General features: G+C 59.0%; 26 protein-coding genes. 8 read left to right on the forward strand and 18 right to left on the reverse strand.

What is annotated here, in order from left to right; all coding sequences use genetic code 11:
* Positions 1 to 23: 23 nt before the first annotated feature.
* The 9 genes from flgJ to flgB form a co-directional block, all read right to left on the reverse strand.
* Positions 24 to 1,169 carry a flagellar assembly peptidoglycan hydrolase FlgJ gene (gene flgJ / locus AR456_RS19750; protein ID WP_021819323.1) on the reverse strand — a complete coding sequence of 382 codons (1,146 nt, stop codon included), beginning with the start codon at positions 1,167 to 1,169 and terminating at the stop codon, positions 24 to 26.
* On the reverse strand, positions 1,169 to 2,257 hold the full coding sequence (locus AR456_RS19755) for a flagellar basal body P-ring protein FlgI (RefSeq protein ID WP_031208052.1): 1,089 nt from the start codon (positions 2,255 to 2,257) through the stop codon (positions 1,169 to 1,171). Before AR456_RS19755 ends, flgJ begins: the two co-directional genes overlap by 1 nt.
* A 64-nt stretch (positions 2,258 to 2,321) precedes the next feature.
* Positions 2,322 to 3,017 (reverse strand): flagellar basal body L-ring protein FlgH, encoded by a 696-nt coding sequence (locus AR456_RS19760; protein WP_021819325.1) that lies wholly within the window; start codon positions 3,015 to 3,017, stop codon positions 2,322 to 2,324.
* An 85-nt stretch (positions 3,018 to 3,102) separates the two neighbouring features.
* The gene (gene flgG / locus AR456_RS19765; RefSeq protein ID WP_021819326.1) at positions 3,103 to 3,885 is read right to left on the reverse strand and encodes a flagellar basal-body rod protein FlgG; all 783 of its coding nucleotides are present in this window, start codon (positions 3,883 to 3,885) and stop codon (positions 3,103 to 3,105) included.
* Positions 3,886 to 3,897: 12 nt separating this feature from the next.
* Positions 3,898 to 4,653: a flagellar basal body rod protein FlgF gene (locus tag AR456_RS19770; protein WP_021819327.1), complete on the reverse strand. Its 756-nt coding sequence runs from the start codon at positions 4,651 to 4,653 to the stop codon at positions 3,898 to 3,900.
* Positions 4,654 to 4,709: 56 nt separating this feature from the next.
* A complete protein-coding gene (gene flgE, locus AR456_RS19775) occupies positions 4,710 to 5,936 on the reverse strand; it encodes a flagellar hook protein FlgE (protein ID WP_021819328.1) in 1,227 nt (408 codons plus the stop codon).
* A gap of 126 nt (positions 5,937 to 6,062) precedes the next feature.
* Positions 6,063 to 6,758 (reverse strand): flagellar hook assembly protein FlgD, encoded by a 696-nt coding sequence (locus AR456_RS19780; protein WP_021819329.1) that lies wholly within the window; start codon positions 6,756 to 6,758, stop codon positions 6,063 to 6,065.
* Between the two features lie 2 nt (positions 6,759 to 6,760).
* The gene (gene flgC, locus AR456_RS19785; protein WP_021819330.1) at positions 6,761 to 7,168 is read right to left on the reverse strand and encodes a flagellar basal body rod protein FlgC; all 408 of its coding nucleotides are present in this window, start codon (positions 7,166 to 7,168) and stop codon (positions 6,761 to 6,763) included.
* A 38-nt stretch (positions 7,169 to 7,206) separates the two neighbouring features.
* Complete coding sequence (gene flgB, locus AR456_RS19790; protein WP_021819331.1) at positions 7,207 to 7,623, reverse strand: flagellar basal body rod protein FlgB; 417 nt, start codon at positions 7,621 to 7,623, stop codon at positions 7,207 to 7,209.
* A 246-nt stretch (positions 7,624 to 7,869) separates the two neighbouring features.
* Here flgB and flgA point away from each other — a divergent pair, with 246 nt between their 5' ends.
* The 3 genes from flgA (at position 7,870) to AR456_RS19805 (ending at position 9,405) form a co-directional block, all read left to right on the forward strand.
* Entirely contained in the window at positions 7,870 to 8,574 is a 705-nt protein-coding gene (gene flgA / locus AR456_RS19795) for a flagellar basal body P-ring formation chaperone FlgA (protein ID WP_021819332.1), read from the forward strand.
* A 103-nt stretch (positions 8,575 to 8,677) separates the two neighbouring features.
* Positions 8,678 to 8,956, forward strand: coding sequence for a flagellar biosynthesis anti-sigma factor FlgM (gene flgM / locus AR456_RS19800; protein ID WP_021819333.1), 279 nt, complete (start codon positions 8,678 to 8,680; stop codon positions 8,954 to 8,956).
* Positions 8,956 to 9,405: a flagella synthesis protein FlgN gene (locus AR456_RS19805; RefSeq protein WP_021819334.1), complete on the forward strand. Its 450-nt coding sequence runs from the start codon at positions 8,956 to 8,958 to the stop codon at positions 9,403 to 9,405. The genes flgM and AR456_RS19805 overlap by 1 nt, the downstream gene beginning before the upstream one ends.
* Here AR456_RS19805 and AR456_RS19810 read toward each other — a convergent pair.
* From AR456_RS19810 to AR456_RS19850, 9 genes are all read right to left on the reverse strand, one after another.
* The gene (locus AR456_RS19810) at positions 9,402 to 10,409 is read right to left on the reverse strand and encodes a LacI family DNA-binding transcriptional regulator (protein ID WP_031208059.1); all 1,008 of its coding nucleotides are present in this window, start codon (positions 10,407 to 10,409) and stop codon (positions 9,402 to 9,404) included. The two genes, AR456_RS19805 and AR456_RS19810, sit on opposite strands and share 4 nt — an antisense overlap.
* A gap of 172 nt (positions 10,410 to 10,581) precedes the next feature.
* Entirely contained in the window at positions 10,582 to 11,514 is a 933-nt protein-coding gene (gene kce, locus AR456_RS19815) for a 3,5-dioxohexanoate:acetyl-CoA acetone transferase (protein WP_021819336.1), read from the reverse strand.
* A gap of 95 nt (positions 11,515 to 11,609) precedes the next feature.
* Positions 11,610 to 12,539, reverse strand: a complete 930-nt coding sequence (locus AR456_RS19820) for a 3-hydroxyacyl-CoA dehydrogenase (protein ID WP_031208061.1) — start codon at positions 12,537 to 12,539, stop codon at positions 11,610 to 11,612.
* 59 nt (positions 12,540 to 12,598) lie between these two features.
* A complete protein-coding gene (locus AR456_RS19825) occupies positions 12,599 to 13,411 on the reverse strand; it encodes an SDR family oxidoreductase (protein WP_021819338.1) in 813 nt (270 codons plus the stop codon).
* Between the two features lie 68 nt (positions 13,412 to 13,479).
* A complete protein-coding gene (locus AR456_RS19830; protein WP_021819339.1) occupies positions 13,480 to 14,751 on the reverse strand; it encodes a TRAP transporter large permease in 1,272 nt (423 codons plus the stop codon).
* Entirely contained in the window at positions 14,751 to 15,257 is a 507-nt protein-coding gene (locus tag AR456_RS19835) for a TRAP transporter small permease (protein ID WP_021819340.1), read from the reverse strand. The genes AR456_RS19830 and AR456_RS19835 overlap by 1 nt, the downstream gene beginning before the upstream one ends.
* Before the next feature lie 102 nt (positions 15,258 to 15,359).
* A complete protein-coding gene (locus AR456_RS19840) occupies positions 15,360 to 16,349 on the reverse strand; it encodes a TRAP transporter substrate-binding protein (RefSeq protein ID WP_021819341.1) in 990 nt (329 codons plus the stop codon).
* Between the two features lie 524 nt (positions 16,350 to 16,873).
* Entirely contained in the window at positions 16,874 to 18,607 is a 1,734-nt protein-coding gene (locus AR456_RS19845; RefSeq protein WP_021819342.1) for an EAL domain-containing protein, read from the reverse strand.
* A 356-nt stretch (positions 18,608 to 18,963) separates the two neighbouring features.
* Positions 18,964 to 20,139 carry a FliC/FljB family flagellin gene (locus AR456_RS19850; protein WP_021819343.1) on the reverse strand — a complete coding sequence of 392 codons (1,176 nt, stop codon included), beginning with the start codon at positions 20,137 to 20,139 and terminating at the stop codon, positions 18,964 to 18,966.
* A 388-nt stretch (positions 20,140 to 20,527) separates the two neighbouring features.
* On the opposite strand from AR456_RS19850, the gene fliD reads away from it, so the two are divergent.
* The 5 genes from fliD (at position 20,528) to AR456_RS19875 (ending at position 24,387) form a co-directional block, all read left to right on the forward strand.
* Positions 20,528 to 21,931 (forward strand): flagellar filament capping protein FliD, encoded by a 1,404-nt coding sequence (fliD, locus tag AR456_RS19855; protein WP_021819345.1) that lies wholly within the window; start codon positions 20,528 to 20,530, stop codon positions 21,929 to 21,931.
* A 65-nt stretch (positions 21,932 to 21,996) separates the two neighbouring features.
* A complete protein-coding gene (fliS, locus tag AR456_RS19860; protein WP_021819346.1) occupies positions 21,997 to 22,401 on the forward strand; it encodes a flagellar export chaperone FliS in 405 nt (134 codons plus the stop codon).
* Between the two features lie 11 nt (positions 22,402 to 22,412).
* Complete coding sequence (gene fliT, locus AR456_RS19865; protein WP_021819347.1) at positions 22,413 to 22,808, forward strand: flagellar protein FliT; 396 nt, start codon at positions 22,413 to 22,415, stop codon at positions 22,806 to 22,808.
* Positions 22,805 to 24,118: a flagellar hook-length control protein FliK gene (fliK, locus tag AR456_RS19870; protein ID WP_021819348.1), complete on the forward strand. Its 1,314-nt coding sequence runs from the start codon at positions 22,805 to 22,807 to the stop codon at positions 24,116 to 24,118. The genes fliT and fliK overlap by 4 nt, the downstream gene beginning before the upstream one ends.
* A complete protein-coding gene (locus AR456_RS19875; protein WP_021819349.1) occupies positions 24,115 to 24,387 on the forward strand; it encodes an EscU/YscU/HrcU family type III secretion system export apparatus switch protein in 273 nt (90 codons plus the stop codon). The genes fliK and AR456_RS19875 overlap by 4 nt, the downstream gene beginning before the upstream one ends.
* Positions 24,388 to 24,429: the final 42 nt, after the last annotated feature.

A 24,429-nucleotide genomic window follows, 5' to 3' on the forward strand; every position in this document is an offset into this window, starting at 1 on the left:
AACAGAAGCTCGAAGCCAAAACTCTAGAAAATCGCTGTCGGATCAACCGTATCGACACGGGCTACCAGTTCGCTCTCCACCGCCGTAGATGATTGCTGGCGGGCAACGGCCGTGGCGCTGTCTTCCACCGCTCCCGGCAAGGGACCCATGGTGTTCATGACCGCAATCAACTTGGCGGCATAGGCCGGATCAGTGGCATAACCACCGCGCTGCAGCGCCTGAGCGGCAGCACTCGGACTATCTGCCGTGGCAACGCTGGCATAACGCGGGTTATCGCTGATCAAACGTGCGTAATCAGTGAAGGCTTCTTCGAAGGAGCCGTAGACACGGAAATCATCCTGGATACGGTAACGCTGGCCGTCAGCCACTTCGTGGGTGGTGATGCGCGTGGTCGGCCCCTGCCAGCTGGAACCGGCCTTGATGCCGAACAGGTTATAGCTGTTGCCGCCGTTCGCGGTGGCGATCTCACGTCGTCCCCAGCCGGTTTCCAGCGCCGCCTGCGCGAGGATCAACTCGGCCGGGACACCGGAGGTCCGACTGGCTGCTTCCGCGGGTTCGCTCAAACGCGCCACGAATTCGCGTACATGTTGAGGTGCCTCTCCGGCACCGGACCCGGCAATGCGCGCACTGGCCTGCTGCGGGTCGAGATCTTCACTTATCGCGCCCAGTTCATCGAGGAACGAATCCGGCATCGCCACGTCGTCATCGCTAGACACATCCGTGCGCAGTGCATTGTCCAGCGGACGTGGCGTACCGCGGGGAATACCGGCGATCAACTGCTCAATATGCTCGGCTCGGGTACTGGCCTTCGGCGCACCCAACTGCTCCAGCAACTGATCGGCGAGGCCGATGCCACGGCTGGCCATGGTCTGGGACCACTGCTTGTCGAGCAGCGACTGATAGAACTGCGTTTCCCGCGAGTCGGTCAGACCGGCGGATGGTGTCGCCTCACGCATGCTCTTCATCATCATATCGATGAACAGCGCTTCGAACTGGCGAGCCGCTTCCTCAGCGGCCGCCCCTTCGTGGTTGCGAGCGCTGCTCTTGAGCCGCTGCAATCCCTGCATATCGAGGGCAAAACCCGCTTGTCCCGTGGCACCCGAGGCCAGGCTGGCACCACTGAGCGCACTCGCCGACAGGCCACCGCTGAAGCTGTTCGACACACTCATCAGATGACCTCCAATTCCGCGCGCAGCGAGCCTGCAGCCTTGAGTGCCTCGAGAATCGACATCAAGTCATTGGGCGTAGCTCCCAGCGCGTTGAGTGCGTCGACCACATCAAGCAGGCTGGCGCCTTCCACGATGTGCAGCGTTCCCTCGTCCTCGTCGATGGAAATATCCGAGTCCGGCACCACCGTGGTTTCGCCATCACTGAACGGCGCTGGCTGGCTCACACCAAACGCCGTATCGATGACAATCGACAGGCCTCCGTGGGCAACCGCCGCACGTCGCAGTGTGACCGCACCATTGAGCACGATGGAACCGGTACGCGAATTGAGCACCACGCGAGGCGAGGCAGGCATCGGCGATACCTGAACGCTCTCGACCCTCGCCATGAAGTTGACCCTGGAGTTGGCATTGGTCGGGCCATTGAGAGAAATCACACCACCATTCAGTGCTGACGCTACTGGATAGTTGAACTCGGCATTGATGGCATTGACCATGCGCTCCACCGTGCCGAAGTCAGCGGAATCCAGATGCAATTCCAGTACGCCATCACGATCCCCCAGCGACAACGGCACACTCTGCTCAACCATCGCGCCTCCGGCGATGCGGCCGCTGGCCTGATGGCTGGTCTGCACACTGCTGCCGGCAGACTGGGCACTGGCGCCATTGATCAGCAGATTGCCCTGTGCCAGGGCGTAGACGTCGCCGTCGGCGCCCTTGAGCGGCGTCATCAGCAAGGTGCCGCCACGCAGGCTACGTGCGTTACCTACCGAGGACACCACCACATCAAGGCGCTGGCCGGGGCGGGAAAAAGGCGGCATGTCTGCGGTTACCATCACCGCCGCTATGTTGCGCAACTGCATATTGGTGCCCGGCGGTACCGTGATCCCCAACTGCGAGAGCATATTATTGAGGCTCTGGCCGGTGAACGGCGCCTGCATGGTCTGGTCACCAGTGCCGTCCAGGCCGACCACCAGCCCATAGCCGACCAGTTGGTTGTCGCGGACACCAGCGAAGGCGGCCAGATCACGCACCTGCTCGGCCCTGGCCACTGCCGAGAACAGCATCAACGACACCAGCAATACCAGCATGGTAGAGCCGAGTATCAGAAAAGGCTGTCGGTTGATCCGCTTGCGCATGAGGTGCCCCTGACAATCAGAATGGTGAGACATTGAGGAAGAAACGCTGCATCCAGCCCATGTACTGCGCCTCATTGATATAGCCATCACCCACGTACTCGATGCGGGCATCGGCGACCGCCGTCGATGGCACGGTATTCTGAGCGGTGATGGTGCGCGGATTAACGACCCCGCCGAAACGAATGAACTCGGTGCCCTGATTGATGGCAATCTGCTTCTCGCCACGCACGCGCAAGTTGCCGTTATTCATCACCTCGACCACTGACACGGTGATGGTGCCGGTGAAGGTGTTGTTGGCGCGCGACCCGCCGCCGCCCTCGAAGTCGTTGTTGCCATCGATCTCGAAGCCATAGTCCATCAACTCCTCGAGCCCCTTGGGCACCTGCGTAAAGCTCAGACCACCGCTGCCGTTGCGATCGGCGTTGGAGCGAGAATTCTTGCTGGCACTGACTTGTTCATCGAGGGCGATGGTCAGAATGTCGCCCACAGCACGCGGCCGGCGATCCTCGAACAGCGGCTGATAGCCACGCGCCTTCTGGAAGATCGAACCGTTGGCCACCGGTTCGGGACGATCGGCAATGGTGATCTGCTCCTGCTCCCCCACCACTGATGCCTTGGGTATCTGGGCACAGCCCGCCAGGGTCGACAGCAGGGCCACGCCCAACAGGGCCAGGCAGCGCAATGATCGAGAGAATGTGGGGCAAGCAGACATCAACGTCTCCGCAGCGATCTTGTTTCAGGAGTTCAGGAGCCAGACAACCGCAGTACGAGCGAACCAGGCGACCGTCACCATCCGCTTATAATTGGGCAAGGCGTGCCAACATCTCATCGCTGGTCTGCACCGCCTTGCTGTTGATCTCGTAGGCGCGCTGGGTCTCGATCATGCTGACCATTTCCTCAACCACGTTGACGTTTGAGGTCTCGACATAGCCCTGCATCAGGCGACCGGCACCATCCATGCTCGGCATGCCCATGTTGGCGGGACCGGAAGACGCCGTTTCGATATAGAGATTGCCGCCGATGGCCTGCAAACCGGTGGGGTTGATGAAGGTACTCAGCGTGATCTGGCCGACTTCATTGGTGGCACTGGTGCCTGGCTCGGTCACCGAGACGATGCCATCCTCGCCGATGGATACTGACAGGGCGTTATCGGGAATGATGATCGCCGGTTCCAGCGGGTAACCGTTGGCGGTGACCATCTGGCCGTTCTCGTCGAGCTGGAAGCTGCCATCACGGGTGTAGGAATAGCTGCCATCCGGCATCACCACCTGAAAGAAGCCCTTGCCGTTGATCGCCAGATCACGCGAGTTCTCGGTAGCCTGCAGGCTGCCCTGAGTATGCAGACGCTCGGTGGCTACCGGACGCGCACCGGTACCGACCTGCATCCCGGACGGCAATCGGTCCTGGACATTGTTCTGGGCACCGGGCTGACGCAGGTTCTGGTACAGCAGATCCTCGAATACCGCCCGCGATTGCTTGAAGCCATTGGTGGAAACGTTGGCGAGGTTATTGGAGATCACATCCAGCTTGACCTGCTGGGACTCCAGGCCGGTCTTGGCGGTCCATAGTGACTTGATCATTGGGGTTCCTTATCAGCTCAGCGAGAGCAGGCTATTGGCCTGCTGAGCGCTCTCGTCAGCAGTGGTGATCATGCGGGTCTGCAGCTCATAACGCCGGGCGACATCGATCATCTGCACCATCGAGTCCACCGCGCTGACGTTACTGCCTTCCAGCGCGCCACTGACGATGCTCACTTGCTCGGATGCGGGCAGTGGTTGCACCACACCATTGGCATTGGCGGGCGCCCGGAACAGGCCATCGACACCGCGTACCAGCCCACCATCGCCGGGCGCGACCAGCTTGAGACGGCCGATCTCGGCCAGCGCATCAGGCCCCTGACCCTTGCCGATGCCACTGATAGTGCCGTCGGCACCCATCGACAGCTCAGCCTCGAGCGGCACCTGAATTGGCCCGCCCTCACCGATGACCGGGCGGCCGTTGGACATCAGCAGGCCATTGCCATCCACCTGCAGATCGCCGCGTCGGGTATAGGCCTCTGTGCCATCTGCGGCCTGGACGGCCAGAAAGCCGTCACCGTCGATGGCCACATCAAGCGTGCGGCCTGTCCGCGTAATGGGACCGGGAGTGAAATCCGCGCCAGGGGTCGAGGCCGCCACCGAGACGCGGGTATCGAGACGAGCCTCGCCCTGTACCGGCACCGCGCGCATCGCATGCAGCTGAGCGCGAAAGCCCGTGGTCGAGACGTTGGCCAGGTTGTGGCTGACCACCGCCTGCTGTTCGAGAGTCTGCCGCGCGCCGCTCATCGCGGTATAAAGCATTCGATCCATGGCTCGGAGTTCCTGAAGTCATCAACAATCGATCATCAACACCCGGTCATCCGTGATCAGCGCAGATTGATGGCAGTCTGCAGCACTTCATCCTGGGTCTTGATGGTCTGCGAGTTGGCCTGATAGGCACGTTGGGTGACGATCATGTTGACCAGCTCACGGGCCATATCGACGTTGGAGGTTTCCACCGTGCCGGCCTCGATACCGCCAAGCATGCCGGTACCGGCTGCACCGACCATTTCCTGTCCAGAGGCGTCGGTTGCCACCCAGGCATTGTCACCGGTCGGCTTGAGACCTTCCGGATTACGGAAGTTGGCCAGCGCGATCTGCCCCGCAGGACGCGACTGTTCGTTGGCGTAGTTGCGCATCACGGTGCCATCGTCCTCGATGGTGATGCCGACCAGAGCGCCGGAGGTGTAGCCATTCTGAAGCAGGGAACTGGTACTGGCGTTGTTGCCGAACTGGGTGGAACCCGTCACGTCGAGCGACAGGCTCATATCGGCGGGAGCGCCGTCCAGGAAGTCCGCGCTGGCGAAATCAAGCTGGAACTTGCCATCAGCGGGTGTCACCAGTTGGCCATTCTGATTGAACTGCAGGGCCATGGGCTGATCCAGCACCTTGCCATCCATCGCGGCGGTGGCCTGCCATGCATTGGCGCCGGTCTTCTCGTAATAGATGGTGACGTTGCGCGCATTGCCCAGCGAGTCGTAGGTGGTGAAGTTGTTGGAGTAGTGGTAATCAACCTCGGCGTTGGCACCGGCCGTGTCGGACAGGGTTACGCTGTTGAGTTCTTCACCCGCTTCGGTACGCGAGTCCAGATTGAAGGTCGTGTTGACTTCAGTCGTGGCGCTGGCCGGCATTTCATCGGCGCCGACTTGAATGATCTGCGGCTGGCCTCCCACCTGAACGGTGCCATCGGCATCCACGCCATAACCCATTACACGCGCACCGGAAGCGTTCTGCAGATACCCGTCCGGCGTCAACGTCAACTGGCCGTTGCGAGAGTAGACAACCTGGCCACCCTGCTCCATACGGAAGAAGCCCTGACCGCTGATCCCCAGGTCCAGGCTACGGTTGGTGGTTTCGAGGTTACCGGAGTTGAAGTTCTGCAACACCGCCGATACCTGGGTCCCCAGACCCACTTGTGAATTGGCAAAAACATCGGCGAACTGTGCACTACCGCCCTTGTAGCCCACGGTCTGGGAGTTGGCGATATTATTGCCCAGCACATCGAGGCTATTGGCAGCGGCGTTCAGACCGCTCAGCGCTTGTGAAAAACCCATCAGTCGTTCTCCCTGTAGTTTGCATCCATGCAATGCGCCCTTCCGCTCGCGCCCTGCGTAATGAGATGGTTCGGAAAGACTCTCGTGGTTGGCATCGATCCTGGATCTGTTGCTGCAGGCATGTCCCTAGAGGATCTGCCGCACCTCATCCAGCCCTACCTGGCCATATACCGCGCCCAGGTCCAGCATGACCTCACCATTGGCATCCGCCGGTGTTACCCCACCGACGATGGCGTAGTTGAGGGCCGAGACAGCAATCTTCTCGCCTTCGGCACCTGTCGCGTCGAAGGACACCTGGTAGGCGCCATCGACCGCCGTGGCGCCATCAGCGGTCATTCCATCCCACTGGAAGGACTCGACGCCGGCCGCGGCCGGGCCCAGGTCGTAACTGTTGATCACTTCGCCGGATTCGTTGGTGATGGTGGCCTTGACGCTGGATGCCGGCTGACCCAGTTCGATGCCGAATGGCGTGGTCACAGCCTTACCATCCTCGGTCGTGGTCAGCAGCAGACGATCACCAGGGACCAGCACCCCTTCGCCGATCAACTGCGCGGCCTGCATCGCCTGACCGGCGTTGATCTGACCATTGATCACTTCCAACGAAGCGTTGAGGTCCTCGATACCGGCCACCGTGTTGATCTGCGCCAGCTGAGAAGTCATCTCGCTGTTGTCCATCGGATTCATCGGGTCCTGGTTCTGCAGTTGCGTCACCAGCAGGGTCATGAAGTTGTCGTTCAGCTCATCGGATGCCTTGCTCGAACTGGCGCTGGCGGTGGTCGCGTTGACACTGTTGTAGACGTTGGAATCAATCGTGCTGGCCATGATCATCCTTCTCCGAGCGTCAGGGTCTTGAGCATCAACTGCTTGCTGGTGTTCATCACCTCGACGTTGGCCTGATAGGAACGTGAGGCAGAAATCATGTTGACCATCTCGGCCACCGGATCGACATTGGGCATCTGCACGTAGCCCTGCTCATCGGCCAGCGGATGCTCGGGGCGATACTCCAGCCGCAGCGGCGAGGGGTCCTCGACCACCTCGCTGACCGCAACGCCACCAATACCACTGCGAGAGGAGGCGCGAGCCTCGAACATCACCTGGCGCGCACGGTAGGCCTCTCCATCTGGTCCAGACACGCTATCGGCGTTGGCCATATTGCTGGCGGTCACATTCATGCGCTGTGACTGGGCGCTCATCGCCGATGACGAGATATCAAAGATCGAAAACATGGACATGAGTAGATTCCTGGTTATCCCACCATGCCGCCAGAACGCTAGCGCTCGGGCTGCATGGCCTGCTTGAGGCCCTGGATGCGACTGTTGATGATGGTCAGCGCCGCCTGGTAGCGCACCGAGTTGTCAGCAAAGGCGCTACGTTCACGGTCCATGTCGACCGTATTGCCATCGAGGCTCGGCTGATCCGGTTCGCGATACAGCAGATGCCGGGAATCGAGCGCCGAGGGCGCTCCCTCTCCCGCAAGATGATGGCTGGAAGTACGCGCCAGCTTGAGTCCCGGCTGCATGGCACCACGCGTGGCATCTTCCAGCGCACGGCTGAAATCCATATCCCGCGCCTTGTATCCTGGCGTGTCAGCATTGGCGATATTGCTGGCCAGTACCTTCTGGCGCTCCTGACGCAGCGCCAGTGCCTGTTGGTGAAAGGCGAGTGAGGCCTCGAGCTGATCGAGCATCCCGATGCTCTCCAATGGCTGGTTGCAAATGGCCTGTTGCAGATGGCTTGCTGCAAAAGACCGAGTTCCGACCATGGAGACTAGCCGGGACCCTGTCACGACAAAGCGCAAAACAACCCGCTTTCCTGACGCCATTTCCACCGATGGCGGAAATTCACCAGCGCTAGACTCGCTTCAGGCCCTGTACGAAGTGAGCAGACAACGTCCCCCCGCCTACTCAACGAGGGTTTCCTCCAGGAGCACGCCATGACCACAGCACTGAAGGTGTGTCTGACGCTATCGATCATGTTGCTGGCGTCTTTCCTCGGCGGTACGGCCAGCGCTGACGACAACGACCCGAACATGGCTCGCGTGGAGCAGTTTCTGTTCGAACAGTTGGTGGATTCCGGTGTGGCTCCCGAGAACATCGAAATCGACGTCTTCCCCCCGGCGGCAGCACTCGACACCTGTCAGCACAGCGAACCTTTTCTGGCACGCAACGACACCCGCCTGATGGGACGAGTCTCTGTCGGGCTGCGCTGCGGCGCGGAAGCTCATCGCGTGCGATATATGCAAGCCGAACTGCATGTCTATGGCGAACGAGTGATCGCCGCGCGTGATATTGCCCCTGGCGAGATGATTCGCGCCGATATGCTCACCACCGAACGCGTCGACTTCAGCCGCCTGCCGGCACAATCGGTTACCGATCTCAACGCCGCCATCGGCCAGCAGGCACGCCGTCCTCTGCGTCAGGGTCAGGGCCTTTCCGCCTACGCGCTAAGCGCTCCGCAGCTGGTGGAACGTGGTCAGAGGGTCAGCATCGAAGCCAATGGCAGAGGCTTCCGTATCCGCCGCCAGGGCGAAGCACTGGATAACGGCGCTCAGGGTGATATCGTGCGTATCAGGATGGCAAACCGGGAAATTGTCGAAGCTCAGATCACCGGCCCGGGCGCGCTGACAGTCGCCTTCTAGCTCTCCACCAGCCCGGAACCCACTCGACACCTAAAGTTCTCCCGCAGCTCGCCGATAACCAAAGCAACACCTTCCGCGCACCCCGGAACATGAGGCCAGGCCCGTGAAAATCGACCCGCAGATCCCGCTGACTCGTCCATCCCAATCGGAGTCCGCCAGAGATGTCCGTACGGTGGATAGCAGTACATCGCTGAAGCCCACCGATGGCGAGCCATCCAGCATGGTTCACCTGAATGGCGATAGCCGACAGGACATTGATGTCGAACGAGTGGCAGAAATTCGTGATGCCATCCGCGAGGGTCGACTGGACATCAATCCGGAACGCATTGCCGATGGCTTGATCGATAGCGTGCGAGATCTGCTTGGGCAGGAAAGGAAATAATGAGCCTGAAACTATTGCTCAGTCAGCAGCACGCCCGACTCGGCGATCTGCTGGAACTACTGAAAACAGAGCAAGCATGTCTGGTGGCGGGCCGGGTCGATGGTGGGCAGTTGCAACAGCTGGCCAGGGACAAGACCGTACTACAGCAGGCACTGGCCGATACCGAACACAAGCGCCACCAGGTTCAACTGCGGTTGGGTTATGAAGACAGTAACGCCGGAGCATACCGTGCCGCCTGCGATGCCGGCTGCGAAGACCTCTGGGAACAACTGCGCCAACGTGCCGAGGATACAGCCCACGCCAACCGGCGCAGCGGTGAGATCCTGCAACTACGCATGGATCAGAACCGGGGAATCCTCGAACAGATTCACCGACTGGCCAACCCCAATGTCTATCACGCCGATGGCCGCGCGCGCCTGCAGAACTCTCGCCTCAACGCCTCGGCTTAACGCAGAGAGCGCGTACTGCCCCTGACCATCGGCACCACTGGCAGTTTGATGTGCTGCGGTATTGTTTCGGGATCGTGAATCTGCGTCATCAACAGCTCCGTCGCCCGTGCAATCATGTCCGTCACCGGCTGTGCGAGGCTAGTGAGTGCGTGACTTGGCCACGCGGCCATCGGCACATCGTCGAAGCCAATGATCGCCAGCTCCTCTGGCACGGATAGATGGAATTCATGCCTGGCGGCCTCCATGACCGCCAGCGCCATCAGATCGTTGGCGGCAAAGATGGCATCCGGTGGCGTGCTGGAAGACAGCAGCCGCCGAGCCGCGAGCAGTGCATCATCGTAGCGATAGTTGCCGATATCCTGACTGTGCAGTTCAGCGCCCTTGTCTGCCAGACCGGCGATGAAGCCATCACGGCGCTGGTCGCTGGTCGAGGTTCCGTCGAGTCCTGCCAGATAGGCAAACCGCTGGTGTCCACAACGTACCAGGTGTTGGGCCGCCCAATAGCCGCCATGAAAATTGTCGCCACTGACCTGGCTGACGCCGTCATAGGCCACGGTGCGGTTGATGATCACGATCGGAATACTCAGGTCGGTAAGCATCGCCGCCTGTTCAGCATCCAGCGTAATGGCAAGCATCAGCACGCCTTCGACCTGGCTGCGAATCAGGCCATCAATGACGTCATCGATGCTATCGCCGGGCGAGGCGGCGAACAGCTGCAGGAAGTATCCCTGCTCCTGAAAAAACCGCGATGCCCTTTCAAGCATGGTCGAGTAGAACGGGTTCTCCAGACTCTGGAACACCACCGCAACCGTCTGACTCGACCGCGTAATCAGTGAGCGCGCAATCGAGTTGGGCCTGTAACCCAACTCTCTGGCGGCCTTGTGGATCTTCTGGCGCGTTGCCTCTGACACCTTGGCATGCGGAGAAAAACAGCGACTGACTGCCGACTGCGAGACACCGGCCAGTTTGGCAACGTCTTTTGAGGTCACGCCTCTCTTCTTCATGCCACCTCGCGCTAATCCCTGAGTATTCAAGGAATGATTCCATTCCATGGAGTCATTCCGTCACATCTGCCGATAACCAGTGATGGGCTGACGGTTCTTTTCAAGCTGACGGCTCTTTCCAAGCTGACGGCTCTTTTCAAGCTGACGGCTCTGTTAAAGCTGACGGCTCTGTTTAAAATGCCACTTTATCGGCACCCTTCAACTGCAACAGAGCCCGCGCCTCGTCAGGTGTCGCCAGACCAATGGACAACGATTCGAGCATCTGCCTAGCCTGGTTGACCTGTGCGGCATTAGTTTCGGCCAGCCTCCCTGGCCCCAACCACAGGGAATCTTCCAGCCCGACACGCACATGGCCACCCATCGCCGCCGATTGCGCGGCAATACGCATCTGACTGCTACCGGCACCCAGCACCGACCATTCGTAGTCGTTACCAAACAGTCGATCAGCCGTGCGTCGCATATGGATAACATCCTCGGGATGCGGGCCTATCCCTCCCAGTATGCCGAACACACTCTGCACAAACACCTTGCCCTCGACCACCCCGCGATCACGCAGGTTCTTCAGGCTATACAGATGGCCAATGTCGTAGCACTCACATTCAAAACGAGTGCCATTGGCGGCGCCAAGCGTCATGATCTTCTCTATATCGGCAAAGGTGTTCTTGAACACCAGATCGCGGCTGTTCTGCAAGTGTTCGCGCTCCCACTCATGGGTGAACTCGCTGAAGCGGTCCAGCATGGGGAACAGGCCAAAGTTCATCGATCCCATATTGAGCGATGCCAACTCCGGCTGGAACTCGATCGCCGGTCGCATGCGCTCTTCTACCGTCATATGCGGGCTGCCGCCAGTGGTCAAGTTGATGACCGCATCGGTGGCCTCCTTGATCTGCGGTAGAAAACGTTCGAAAACCTTCGGGTCCTGAGTGGGCTTGCCGGTTTTCGGATCACGGGCATGCAAGTGCAGTATCGCAGCCCCGGCCTCTGCGGCAGCAATCGATGCCTCGATGATCTCTTCGGGCGTGACCGGCAGATGAGGCGACATCGACGGTGTATGAATCGCACCGGTGACCGCACAGGTGATGATGGCCTTACGTTGGGTTGCCATGGGCATATCCTCTTTATCAAGAACGTTCAGATAAGGAAAACTCAGGTTCAAGGCTGCTGAGGTTCAAGGCTACTGGGGTTCAGGGTTGCTCAAGTTCAGGACTGCTCCAGCAGATGGCGGCGCAGCGTCATCAAGCGCCGGTCGCGCCACTGCTGGCGTGCTTCAAGATCACTCATCGGCAGTAATTGACGACGCTCGGCCTGTAATTGATCGAGCAGCGCATCATGCCAGGGCGCGGGATCACGACGCTGAGCATCGATATCCCGATACAGCGGTCCGTAACGGTGTCCGTAGTCGGCGATACCGCCAGGCGCATTGAGGTCGATGGTTTCCATTGGACCCATGAATGCCCAGCGCCAGCCAAGGCCGTAGCGCAAGGTCTTGTCGAGATCATCAACCGATACCACGCCGTCGCGATACAAGCGCAATGCTTCATTGAGCAAGGCACCCTGCAAACGATTGAGCACGAAGCCCTGGACTTCCTGCTTGACCAGAATCGGTTGCTGCCCGACGTCCGCCATCAACTGCATGGTGGCATCAATACAGTGCTGATCGGTGGCCGGAGCGGGTACCACTTCGACCAAGGGAATCAATGACGGCGGATTGATGGGGTGCGCTACGAGGCAGCGTTCGGGACGTTGCAGACCACTGCCGAACTCTGACGCCGGAATGCCCGAGGTCGAGCTGGCCAGCACCGTGCTGTCGCTGACATGTTGTTCGATCGCAACCAACAGCTCTCGCTTGATGGCCAGATTCTCGGGGCCGCACTCCTGCACATAGCCAACATCACGCAGCGCGGTCGCCATGTCGGCTTGCACCGTCACTCGCGTCAACACCGCATTGGCATCATCGAGCACACCTTCGGCCAGCATCGCATCCAGCCCGGCGGCGATAGCATCGAGCGCACCCTGCAATACGTCAGCATCAGCGTCATACAAGCGGACTTCGTACCCGGCACGCGCAAACACCACCGCCCAGGCACGCCCAATCAATCCCGCTCCTACAACGGCTATCGGTTGTTTCATGAGGTTCTCCAACGGCTATACAGATCCCACCGACGTATCAGTGACTGGCGCTCCATCGCTTAAAGGCTTTCAACGTTGGCGCACACGCTCAGCGCCTGGCCACAGATGTTGCTGCCCCCCGGAGCGGCAAGGAACAGCGCCATGGCGGCAATATCGGTCGGCTCCACCATCTTGCGCATCGAAATACGCGAGAGGTTCTCGGTTTCCATCTCGGCGTAGCCAATACCACGCTTGGCGGCACGATCACGAATCACCTGTTCGATGCGAGGGCCGCGTACGATGCCCGGCAGAATAGCGTTGACGCGCACGCCATCCGGCCCCCACTCGCAAGCCAGACTCTTGGTTAAACCGACGATCGCCCACTTGCTGGCGGCATAAGGTGTGCGGTAAGCGAATCCCAGACGCCCAGCCACCGAGGCAAGATTGATCAGCAACCCCTGCGATTCACGCAGCAATCGAGCAGCGTGGTGAGCAACGTAATATTGCCCATTGAGGTTGATATCGATGGTCCGCCGCCAGGCCTCTCCCTCAATCTCCTCAATGGCCGCCGTAGGGCCTGCAATCCCGGCGTTATTGACCACCACATCGAGTCCGCCAAACTGCGCAACGTCGGCAAACAGTTGCTCAACCTGGGACTCATCACTGACATCGGCCAGCGTCGAGCTGATGCCCTGGGGTAGCGCTGATAGCGCCTGCTCATCCACATCACAGACATGCACACGGGCCCCCGCCTGCACAAAGGCATTGGCAATCGCCAGACCAATGCCATTGGCACCAGCGGTGACCAGTACACGCAGGCCGGGACGCGGAACCAGGCTCTCGACGACGTTTACCGCAGCCGCATTCTCAGCAATATTCATGACATCACTCATCGAAATATCCTTGTGGGGAAATCAGCATTGGCTAGCCATCTCAACTAGCCACCGACCTATCTGGCCATCTATCTCAGCGTCGGGAGCCAGGTGGAGAGAAAAGGCAAGAGACTGATCAACAACAGGTTGAGCAGCACCAGGGCAACAAAGGGCAGAATCGACCAGGTCAGTCGCGCCACTCCAACCCGGGCAATCTGTGAGGCGACGAAAAGATTGAGTCCCACCGGCGGGGTGAACATGCCCATCGCAAGGTTCACCACCATGATGATGCCGAGATGAATTGGATCGAATCCGAAGCTCACGGCGATCGGCAGCAGGATGGGCACGAAGATCAGAATCGCAGCGGCGGCTTCAATGAACATCCCGGCGATCAACAGCAACAGATTGACCAGCAGGATAAACAGCAGCGGACTGTCGATAGCCCCCATCACAAAATCCGAGATCATGCTCGGCACTCTCAGGCTCTGCAGGATGCGGCCATAGAGGCCTGCGGCACCGATAATGCTCAACACCACCGCGGTCATTACCGCCGCTTGTTGAAAGATGCTGGGCAACTCACTCCAACGAATTTCACGATAGACCAGGGTGCCGACGACAAAGGAGTAGGCCACCGCAACCACCGCAGCTTCGGTGGGCGTGAACACTCCACCATAGATGCCGCCGAGGATGATCATTGGCATGAAGATCGCCAATAGCGCCTTGCGTCCGGCACGCAGGATATCGCCCAGCGAACTACGGGCCTCTCCACCATGATGGTGGCGGCGCGCATAGAACCACGCATACACCACCAGCGTCATCGCCAGCATCAAGCCTGGCAGCACACCGGCTACGAACATGTCGCCAACCGAAACATCGGCGGCAATCGCATAGAGAATCAACGGGATACTGGGGGGAATGATCACACCCAAGGCACCGGATGCCGCCTGGTTGGCCGCCGCATAGTCACTGGCATAGCCCTTGGCGACCATGGCTGGAATCAGGATCGAGCCAATGGCTGCGGTCGTCGCCGCACCAGACCCGGAAATGGCGGCAAAGAACAGCGAAGTGAGGATCGCGACCATCGCTAGACCACCGGTCATGCTCCCCACCAACGTATTGGAGAAATCCACCAGCCTTCGCGAAATACCGCCGCTCTGCATCAAGTACCCCGCGAGGATGAAGAAGGGAATCGCCATCAGCGGAAAGGAGTTCACCGATGCGATGAACTGCTGGGCAATGATCAGCATCGGCATCAGGTCGCCTTGCCATACTGTTATCGCTGACGCCAGGCCAAGCGAAAAGGCGATCGGCACACCAAGGATGAACAGCACCAGCAACACGACAAACAGCAGAAGAGCCATTAGTAGACCTCCTTGTCACGCGTCGCCCCAGCCACCTCATCCAACAACAGGCCAAGCGAGTTGATGACAATCACCACTCCACCCAGCGGTACCGCCATATAGGGCCACATCATCGAGACTCGGGTACTGGGCGCAATCTGATGGGACACGCGCCCGACCAGTTCAAAACCATAGACAACCAGAACCAGCGCAAAGCCCAGCGAGCAGAGCACGATCAGCACGCGCATAAGTTGAGCCAATCGAGGTCCCGCGTATTCGAGAACGATATCGACCGAGATCAGCAAACCCTTGCGGTAGGCGTAGCCGGCACCGAGGAAGGTCAGCCAGATCATGGCAAAGCGGGCAATTTCTTCAGAAAAGAACAGCGGTTTGCCAATCACGAAGCGGGCAAAGAATTGCCAGAAGATCAGTACCGTCATGACCAGCAGCAGCAAGGCCAGCAACCAGCCAATGGCACGATTGAAGCCATCGATACCGAGACGTAATGCAGACAACGAACGATTCATGAATTACCTCTGCAGCGGGCCATGGTGCCGCCCTGATGGCAGACACCATGGGGAACCTTGCGATCACCACCTGCCAGGGAGATGCCAGGTGGCGAACGACGCTCAGTAATCGAAGTTGATGGCCGCCTGGACCAGTTCCTCGCCAACGGTGGGGGCCCACTCGTCGATCACTGGCTGGACGGCTTCCTTGAAGGGAGCCAACTCAGGATGGGTGACGGTCATGCCCTTTTCTTCCAGCTGCGTGAGGTAACGCTGCTCCAGTTCCTGGCTGGCTTCACGCTGCACCGGAAGTGCGATCTGTGCCGCTTCGAGGATGATGGCTTGATCTTCCTCGCTGAACGAATTGAACAGATCAAGGCCCATCATCAGCGGTGCCGGTGAATAGACATGCCCTGTCAGGTTCAGATAATCCTGAACCTCGAAGAAATTGACGTCGTAGATAGTCGCCAGCGGGTTCTCCTGGCTGTCCATAACGCCCTGCTGAAGCGCGGTATAGACCTCAGTCCACGCCATAGGCGTCGCATTGGCGCCCAATGCTTCCCAGGTATCCACCTGAACTCGGCTTTCCTGAGTACGATGATTGATACCCTGAAGGTCATCAGGTGTATTGATGACACGCACAGAGTTGGTTTCATGGCGGAAGCCATTTTCCATCCACGCCAGTATCTTGACGTTCATCTGCTGCTCTGCGAGCTGGGCGAGTTGTTCACCATACTCACTGTCGAGAAAAGCATAGGCATGTGCATGATTTTCGAAGATATACGGCAGATCGAAGAGCATGAACTGATCGACGAAGCCACCCATGGGGCCAGTGGACGTGATGCCGGCGTCAATGATGCCGAATCCCATGCCTTCAACGACCTCCCGTTCAGCGCCCAGCGCATTGTCATAGTGCGGCTCTATCTCCAGACGCCCTTCAGACAAGCGCTTCAACTCCTCGCCAAACCGCAGCACACCGATGCCCTGTTGTGATTCAGGGCCCAGCGGCAGGCTGACATCAATGACCCGCTCCGGTGCTGCCAGGGCATGGAAGGAAGTGCTCAGGGCAACACATGCCAGAGCAGTCGAGAACAGTGGACGAGACAAGAACATGGCGTAACTCCCTGCAGGCGGTGGCCCGCGCTGCGTCGTGTACAAATTGGAGGTTGTTGTTGATATTGCTGCTGATCGATCAAGCGCCCCGATCATGTGGGTTAGTTCTAGCCGCAATGACATACGTATGCAATATGCTCTATTTTGATCATGCATAATTTTTATATAATTATTTGTTTTAAAAGAAAATATACTTTGGTATTAGCCATGCGCATACGTAGTCGCATAATATGCATATCAGGCAAGGCGTCACATCACCACTGCACAACCAGATCGCTCAGGCATCTGGAGTAGGCCGGAAAAGGAAAGGTCAGGGATAAAGCGGCAGAAAAGGCAGGTACGAAAACGCAGAGACGAAAACGAAGGGCAAGAATCGTCGGGCTCAGATATCCGAGAGCTGCAGGGATCGTGGTAACGCAAAAGGCCCAGCATCGAGAGCCATGCCGGGTATTATCAGGCTCACGCCACGACGAACTACCGCGCGTCAGGCCTCTGCATAGTGGCTCGGCGCAACTCGATACCCGTCACGATATCGCCTTGCAGTGTCCGGCTTCGACCGCCCAGTCATACAGCGCCGCGGCATCCAATGGGACGCTCATCAAGTTGCCCTGCACGCGGCTCAATCCAAGCTCGTGCACCGCTCCCCATTGCTCGGTAGTTTCAACGCCGACCGCGACGCTCTCGAGCTCGAGTGTCTTCAGGCACTGAACCAGCGCCAGGATGCTCTGACGCATCGAAGATGGTGCCTGGCCCAGCGAGAGTATGGTCTGTGGCGATACCTTACCCACCGATACCGGCAGAACCGCCAATGCCAGCAGGTCGATCGGCGAATTCCCCAGCCCATCAATCGCCAGCTTCACCCCTAGCGAGGTGACTCGGCGCAACAGGTGCGAGTGGCGCTCACCGATCTCGAACAACCCACTGCTGTTGATCTCCAGCGTCAACCAGTCGAGCGAATCATCCAACTGGCGCAGGAACACATCCAACGGCCGACCGTCGAAAGCATTCTGGTCGAACAGGCGTGAATGGACATTGACGGCGACCTGCCACTCTCCCAGCGGAATACCCCGCTGTCGCCAACGCCGACGTTGTTCAACCACTTCCCCCACGACCCAGCGGTCCAGACGCTCGATGAGGTGCATCTCCTCGGCGACGCCGATGAAGACTTCCGGTTCGATCTCACCGTGTTGAGGATGGCTCCAACGGACCAACGCCTCGAGGCCACAGCACTGACCGTTTTCGAAACTGAACTGAGGCTGGTAGACAAGATGAAAATGCTGATGCGGAAACATCAATGCTTCCTGCAGGCTATCGCGGAACGCCTGACGCTCCTCGACCAGCCGCTGCATACTGCCATCGAAGAAGGCGCGGGTACCGGGAGCGGCATTGGCTGTCGCCCGCTCGGCGTTGATCATCAGTTCTGCGGCGCTCTCACCGTCCTCGGGATACATGGCGATGCCGATACTCGGCTCGATCAGCACATTGGAATGCCCTGCCAGCACGAATGGCGGCTCCAACGCCTCAAGACAGCGCTCCGCCACCACATGCAAGCCCTCGGGCGTCGCCGGTAACTCCACCAACACACCGAAACGCTGACGATCCAGTTGCATCACACTATCTTCGCGGCGCAAGGTCGCCAGCAGGCGGCGTCCGGCTCTGCGCGAGATGCGTGAAGCAACCTCCGCTCCCTGGTCCATAATGACTCGCGGCAACCCACTCAGCTGGATGATCATCACGGCGAGGCCTTGTTCGCGGCGATCGGCGCGCTCGAAGGCATGATTGAGCCGATCCTCGAAGATCCAGGCGCTGGCGATACTGCCGAGATCTCCATCAGGCTGCGCCTGGAACAGTTCTGTATCAGAGACGAGATCGACAAACGTCAGCAGCGAGATGCCGGCATCGCCCCCCTGGTGGAAAGCCACACTGGACACCAGACCAGGCCGTGCCTTGCTGGTATCGTCCACCGCCAGCCACGCCTGCTGCCACTCATCCGTCAAGTCGAGGGTATGGTAGCTGCCGCCTTCGCCAAGCAGATGCACAAACGGTCGCAACAGTTCATTGATGCGCCGGCCCACCAGATCACCGCCACCTGGGCATGACAGGCTCACCAGCGCTTCGTTGGCCCAGATAATACGATCCCCGGCATCGACCAGCGCCATACCCACCGGCATATGGTCGAGTACCAGTCCAGCAATCAGCGCAGGATGCTGCGCGGTGTCTCCCTGTCCCAGCGCCCGGCTAACAGCAGTCGCCTTCATCAACGACCTCCGATCATCAACCATGATGTATACCCGTCAAGATACAAGTGTGCGCTGAACCGACGATAGCGCTGCTCGGCAAGCCCCAATCAGACGTGGAAAAGCACAAACCTGTGGCAATTCGGCGATTTCATACTCGACACAGGCAATATAACGATATAAACAACAAAATCAGACGATTAAAGTCATCATGGCACTTTTTCTCGAAGAATGACCACAAGCCTGGTCGAAAAGCCATTCGAGGGAGAGAAACGTTACGTTGTCTTGATCCGGGTTCATAACCACGACAGGCGCCCGAAGGCGCCTGTCGAAGGGTCTCCCCTGAGGGGGTCCCGATCATTGCTGCAGTGAAACGCTTACTGCAGCAGAGACAGTACGCCCTGCGGCACCTGATTGGCCTGAGCCAGCACGGAAGTACCGGCCTGCTGCAGGATCTGCGCACGGGTCATATTGGCCACTTCCACCGCGTAGTCAGCGTCTTCGATGCGTGAACGAGCCGCGGAGAGATTGGTCTCGTTGGTGCTCAGGTTGGTAATCGCAGACTCAAAGCGGTTCTGGACAGCACCAAGGTCTGAGCGCTGCTGGTCTACCATTTTAAGTGCATCATCAAGCGTGCTGAGCGGATTGGCAGTAGACGACAGGCCTGCTTCCACATCAGTTGTGTATGCTGCAGCTGCTGCATCAAGTGCTGTTGTTTGTGTTGTTGAGTCTGTGTCAGCTGTTGTGCCGATTGCAAATGTTCCAGCAGCTGAGTCAAAAGAGATAGCGGTCGCAGAAGCAGTACTATCAAGTTTGTAAGTATTACCGTTTTCATCTTCGATAGCATAATTAGCATACGTACCGGCACTTTCATCAAAAGCACCGTAACCACGTAACGTCAGGTTCTGACCTTCAAGAGCTCCGCCTGCATCCGTAAGGCTATCCAGACCACTAAAATCAACTTCTGTAGTAGTTACTACGCCAGCAGCGCTAGTGTCGGTGATCTCGGTGATAGGGCCAGACAAGGCGCTAACATTAAAACCATCAAGACCAAGACTTTCCCGATCTGTCTTATTCAGGTTTACGCCAATGGTTTCGCCATCATTAGCGCCGACTTGGATGCTAAGGGTTTGATTGCTAGCTAGGACCTTTACCCCGTTGAAATCAGTTTCTCCTGAAATGCGGTCGATTTCATCGAGGCGTTGGTTGATTTCGTCTTGGATAGACTGCTTGTCTTCGGTGGAGTTTGTACCGTTTTGAGACTGAACGGTCAGCTCACGAATACGCTGCAGGTTATCGTTGACCTGATTTAGTGCACCTTCAGCGGTCTGGGCCACAGAAATACCGTCGTTGGCATTGCGCTGAGCCTGAGCGAGACCAGTAATACTAGAAGACATGCGGTTGGCGATGGCCTGACCTGCCGCATCATCCTTGGCGCTGTTGATACGCAGACCAGAGGACAGACGCTCCATTGCCGTGGTCAGAGAGTTCTGTGAACGGCCCAGGTTCTGCTGACCGATCATGGAGGTGATGTTGGTATTGATCACTGACATGATGAATTCCTTCCCGATAAAGTTGTTGGGGCTCCATTGGCTGGCCTCTCTGGCCTGCCGCAACGGCGCCGGTGGCCGTTACCCCAGTTATCGGTGCCTGCCGCAAAACCTTTAGGGCTGGGCGGGAAATTTCTTTTCGGGCCAGCAAGCTGCGGGCTTCCAGCGGAGCACACCACTCATCCCTCTTCCTTCTTACTTCTTCCCTCTTCCTTCTTACTTCTTCCCTCTTCCCTCTTCCCTCTTCCCTCTTCCCTCTTGTAACTCATACTCGCTCAAGTTCCTTCTCCGCCTGCCGATAGCTCGAAATATAGCAACATCTGGCGTCTGTTCTGACCACCAGAGACGCGTCTCGCTGGCAGACTATGCCCACCGACAAGGAAATTACGTCATGCCCTCGATCTCATCACTCGGTATCGGTTCTGGCCTCGACCTCAATGGGTTGCTTGACCAGCTCGAAGCCGCGGAACGCAAGCAACTCGAACCCATCGCCGCCAAACAGAACAGCTACGAGGCGAAGATCTCGGCCTATGGCAAACTCGAAAGTGCGCTGAGCTCTTTCCAGGATGCGGTCAGCAAGCTCAAGGATCCGGCGCTGTTCAGTAGCCTGTCGAGCAGCGTCGAAGGTGATGGCATTACCGCCAGCGACAGCTCCAGCGCTCAGGCGGGGCGTTATGAAGTCAGTGTCACTCAGCTTGCCCGGTCCCAGAGTCTGGCCACATCCGGCATGGCCGAGCGCGATAGCCAGTTGGGCGGCGGCACCCTGTCGCTGGGCGTAGGCGGCGAGAACGTCGATATCGAGATCAGTGAGGAGAACAGCAGCCTGGAAGGCATTCGGGACGCGATAAACGCCTCGGATGCCGGCGTGAGCGCCAGTATCGTCAATGATGGTGACCCGGACACACCCTACCGTCTGGTGCTGACCAGCAAGGAAACCGGTAGCGAAGCGTCCGTTTCCAGCATGTCATTCAGCGCCTCGGGCTCCGAAACCGGGCTCGAGTCGGTGCTCAGCTTCGATGCCACTGCGGCCACCAATGCCATGGAAGAAACCGTCAGCGCGCGGAATGCCGAGCTCACGGTCAATGGCATCGCCATCAGCAGTCCCTCCAACAAGGTCGAGGGAGCCATCGAGGGTGTCACTCTGACGCTGAACGAGACTGGCGACAACACCATCAAGGTCGAGAACGACAACTTCGCACTGCGTGATGCGATCAAGACCTTCGTCAGCAGCTACAACAACCTCCAGAGCACCACCGACAGCCTGACCAGTTTCGACTCCGAGAGTGGCGCTGCTGGGGAACTGCTGGGTGATGCCACTCTACGAAACATCGATGCGCGCCTGCGCAATGGGCTGACCTCGAGTGCCGCTGCCGGCAGCCTGAATTCGTTGAGCGACCTGGGCATTACCCTGCAGTTGGATGGCACCCTCGAGCTCGACGCCGAGAAGCTTGATGACGTCATCACCCACCAGCGCGGCGACCTCGCTACCTTCTTCTCCGGCACAACAGACGCTTCCGGCGAGCCCCCGGCAGCAGGCTTCGCCACCCAACTGGCGACCACCCTCGGCAATATCCTCGATGATGGTGGTCTGCTGGATAACGCCACCACCGGCTTCGAGTCACGTCTCGAGACTCTCGATGCTCAGTACCTGCGTACCGAGAAGACCATCAACAGCACGGTAGAGCGCTATCGGCAGCAGTTCGGTCAACTCGACACCCTGATCGCCAACATGAACCAGACCAGCGATTACCTGACACAGCAGTTCGATGCCTTGAACGCCCAGACCGGTAAGTAGCACCGCCAGACTCAACCAGCACCATGCCCCGCCAACCGCGGGCTATCATCAGGAGGAACGTCAACATGACCATGAGTGCCGCCTATGGCCGCGGAGCCAGCGCCTATGCTCGTGTGGGTATCGAAAGTGGGGTGATGTCCGCCAGCCCTCATCAGCTTATCGTCATGCTGTTTGATGGGGCACTGGCCTCGATACGTGCCGCACGCCTGCACCTTCAGGATGGCCGAATCGGAGCCCGCGCGGAAGCCATCTCCAAGGCACTCGACATCATCAACAATGGCCTGCGTGCCGCGCTGGACAGTGAACGCGGAGGAGCGATCGCAACCCAACTGGACAGTCTGTACGACTACATTGCCAGACGCCTCATCGAAGCCAACCTCCGTCAGGATGTTACTGCCCTCGATGAATCCGAGCGCCTGATCGAGGAGATTGCCTCGGCCTGGCGTGAGATTGGCTCTACTCCCAACTGACCGAGGTGCTCATGCCCTACGCCCGATGCCCCTATGCTGCTGAGCGCGCGCGCCTCATCGAGCAATATGAAGCTCTGTTGCAACTCACCGAGCGCATGCTGAAGCTCAGCCACAACAACAAGTGGGACGAGCTGATCGCCATGGAAACGGATTACATCGCCGAGGTTGCCAGCATCGGCGGTCCGCTACCGATCGAGCATCTCGATGAAGCCACTCAGGCGCGCATCGGTGAACTCCTTGAGGCAATCCTCGACAACGACATGCGGCTGCGCCAACAGTTGATCGAACGCCGTGACGCCCTGGGAGACATGTTGCAGGTATCGCGTCGCCAACAGGACCTACACCGAGCCTACAGCGGTGGCAAGGTCATCAACGCTGGCAATCGCTTCCGTCAGGAAACGTCGTGAGCGGCATCACCACTCTGATCGACACGCTTCTCCACCAGGTATTGGGCAAGCGTGTCGATCTGCCTCCACCACGGGACCTCAACGCTCCGATCAAGGCGGTCGACCCGGGGCGTGGCCCGCGCGAAGTTCATAGCGATTCACGCCTCGATGCCCGTGGCTCCTCGGCCATAACTTCCCGGGAGTCCGGCACCAGATCAGCTGTCACATCGCCCAACGCCGGCACACCTCCATCGACAATCACCAGCCTGAGCGCGCCGGCACAACATATCGCAGACCTGTTGCTGCGCTTCCCCGCACCGTCCTCAGCGATTCTGCCTCGTCAGCCCCTGCTGAACTTTACTCCCGCCAATACACTGAACTCTGCTCCCGCCAATACACCGGCGTTTCAGAGCCAGACCACCTCTTCGCCACACCCCACCGTCGCCATCAACACCAATGTCATCAACGCAAGCGCCATCAACGCAAGCGCCATCAACGCAAGCGCCATCAACTCAAGCGCCATCAACCCCAACCCTACGCTTGAGGCTTCCAACGGACTGGTCTCCCAGCTCGCCACTCGACTGAGTCATAGTGTCCGCGACAGCGGGCTGTTCTATGAAGCTCACCTCGCCCACTGGCTCAAGGGCGATATGCCCCGCGAGCAACTGGCACGGGAACCGCAGATGTGGCGTGCGCTGCTGTTCCGCCCCGCTGCCGCCGCCGAAGCGAACAGCATGCTTCAGGGAATGGCCTCCGCTCCCTGGCGCGCCAGCCAACCCTCAGGGTTCCTGCCCAGGGAATCTCCGCTAGCGGGGGTTCAAGGCGACGGTGAACCCATCACCTCAGGTCAGCCACAGCGCACCGAAGACCTGGCACAGAGCGCTCGCCAGATCGTTCACCCCTCGCTTGCTACGCTGGTGCGTCATCAACTGGAACTGTTGTCCACTCCTGTCCTGCGTTGGGAAGGCGATGTGTGGTCCGGCCTGTTCATGGCGCTGATGGTGCAGCCCGACGACAGGTATCACGACCCCGACAGGCCACCGTCGGACTCACAAACGCAGGATGAGCCACAGCAGCAAGCCTGGCAGGCCTCCATGCGCCTCGAAGTGGAAGGGCTTGGCACAGTATCCATCGACGCCCGCCTCCAGCAATCGCGACTTGCCCTGACACTGGGCGCCGACAGCACACAACTCCGACAGCAACTGAGCCAGCACCAACAGGACCTGACCGCCCGACTACGTGCCCATGGTCTCGATCAGATCGATGTCATCGTTGGCGACTCTTCCCCTATCGCTCAGGAACCACCTCGCCAAGGAACCACCAACCGATGACTGATTCTCCTCCCCGCCGCCAGGCCGTAGCACTCGCCTACGGTGAACAGTCTGACGCGCCGCGTGTCGTTGCCATGGGCTATGGCAATGTCGCCGAGCGCATCATCGAGCAGGCTCGCACCCAGGGTGTCCATGTCCACGATGAGCCGGCCCTGGTGGCGCTGTTGATGCAGCTGGAGCTCGATCAGCAAATCCCTCCGCAGCTCTACGACGTTATCGCGGAATTGTTGGTCTGGACTTACGAACTTCGCGACAAGCGTTACTCATAGATTCAATTCTCAAATATTTGTAATTTTTATTTTCAACCTAAG

Origin of the sequence: Halomonas huangheensis (assembly GCF_001431725.1) — a bacterium.
Classification (GTDB): domain Bacteria; phylum Pseudomonadota; class Gammaproteobacteria; order Pseudomonadales; family Halomonadaceae; genus Halomonas; species Halomonas huangheensis.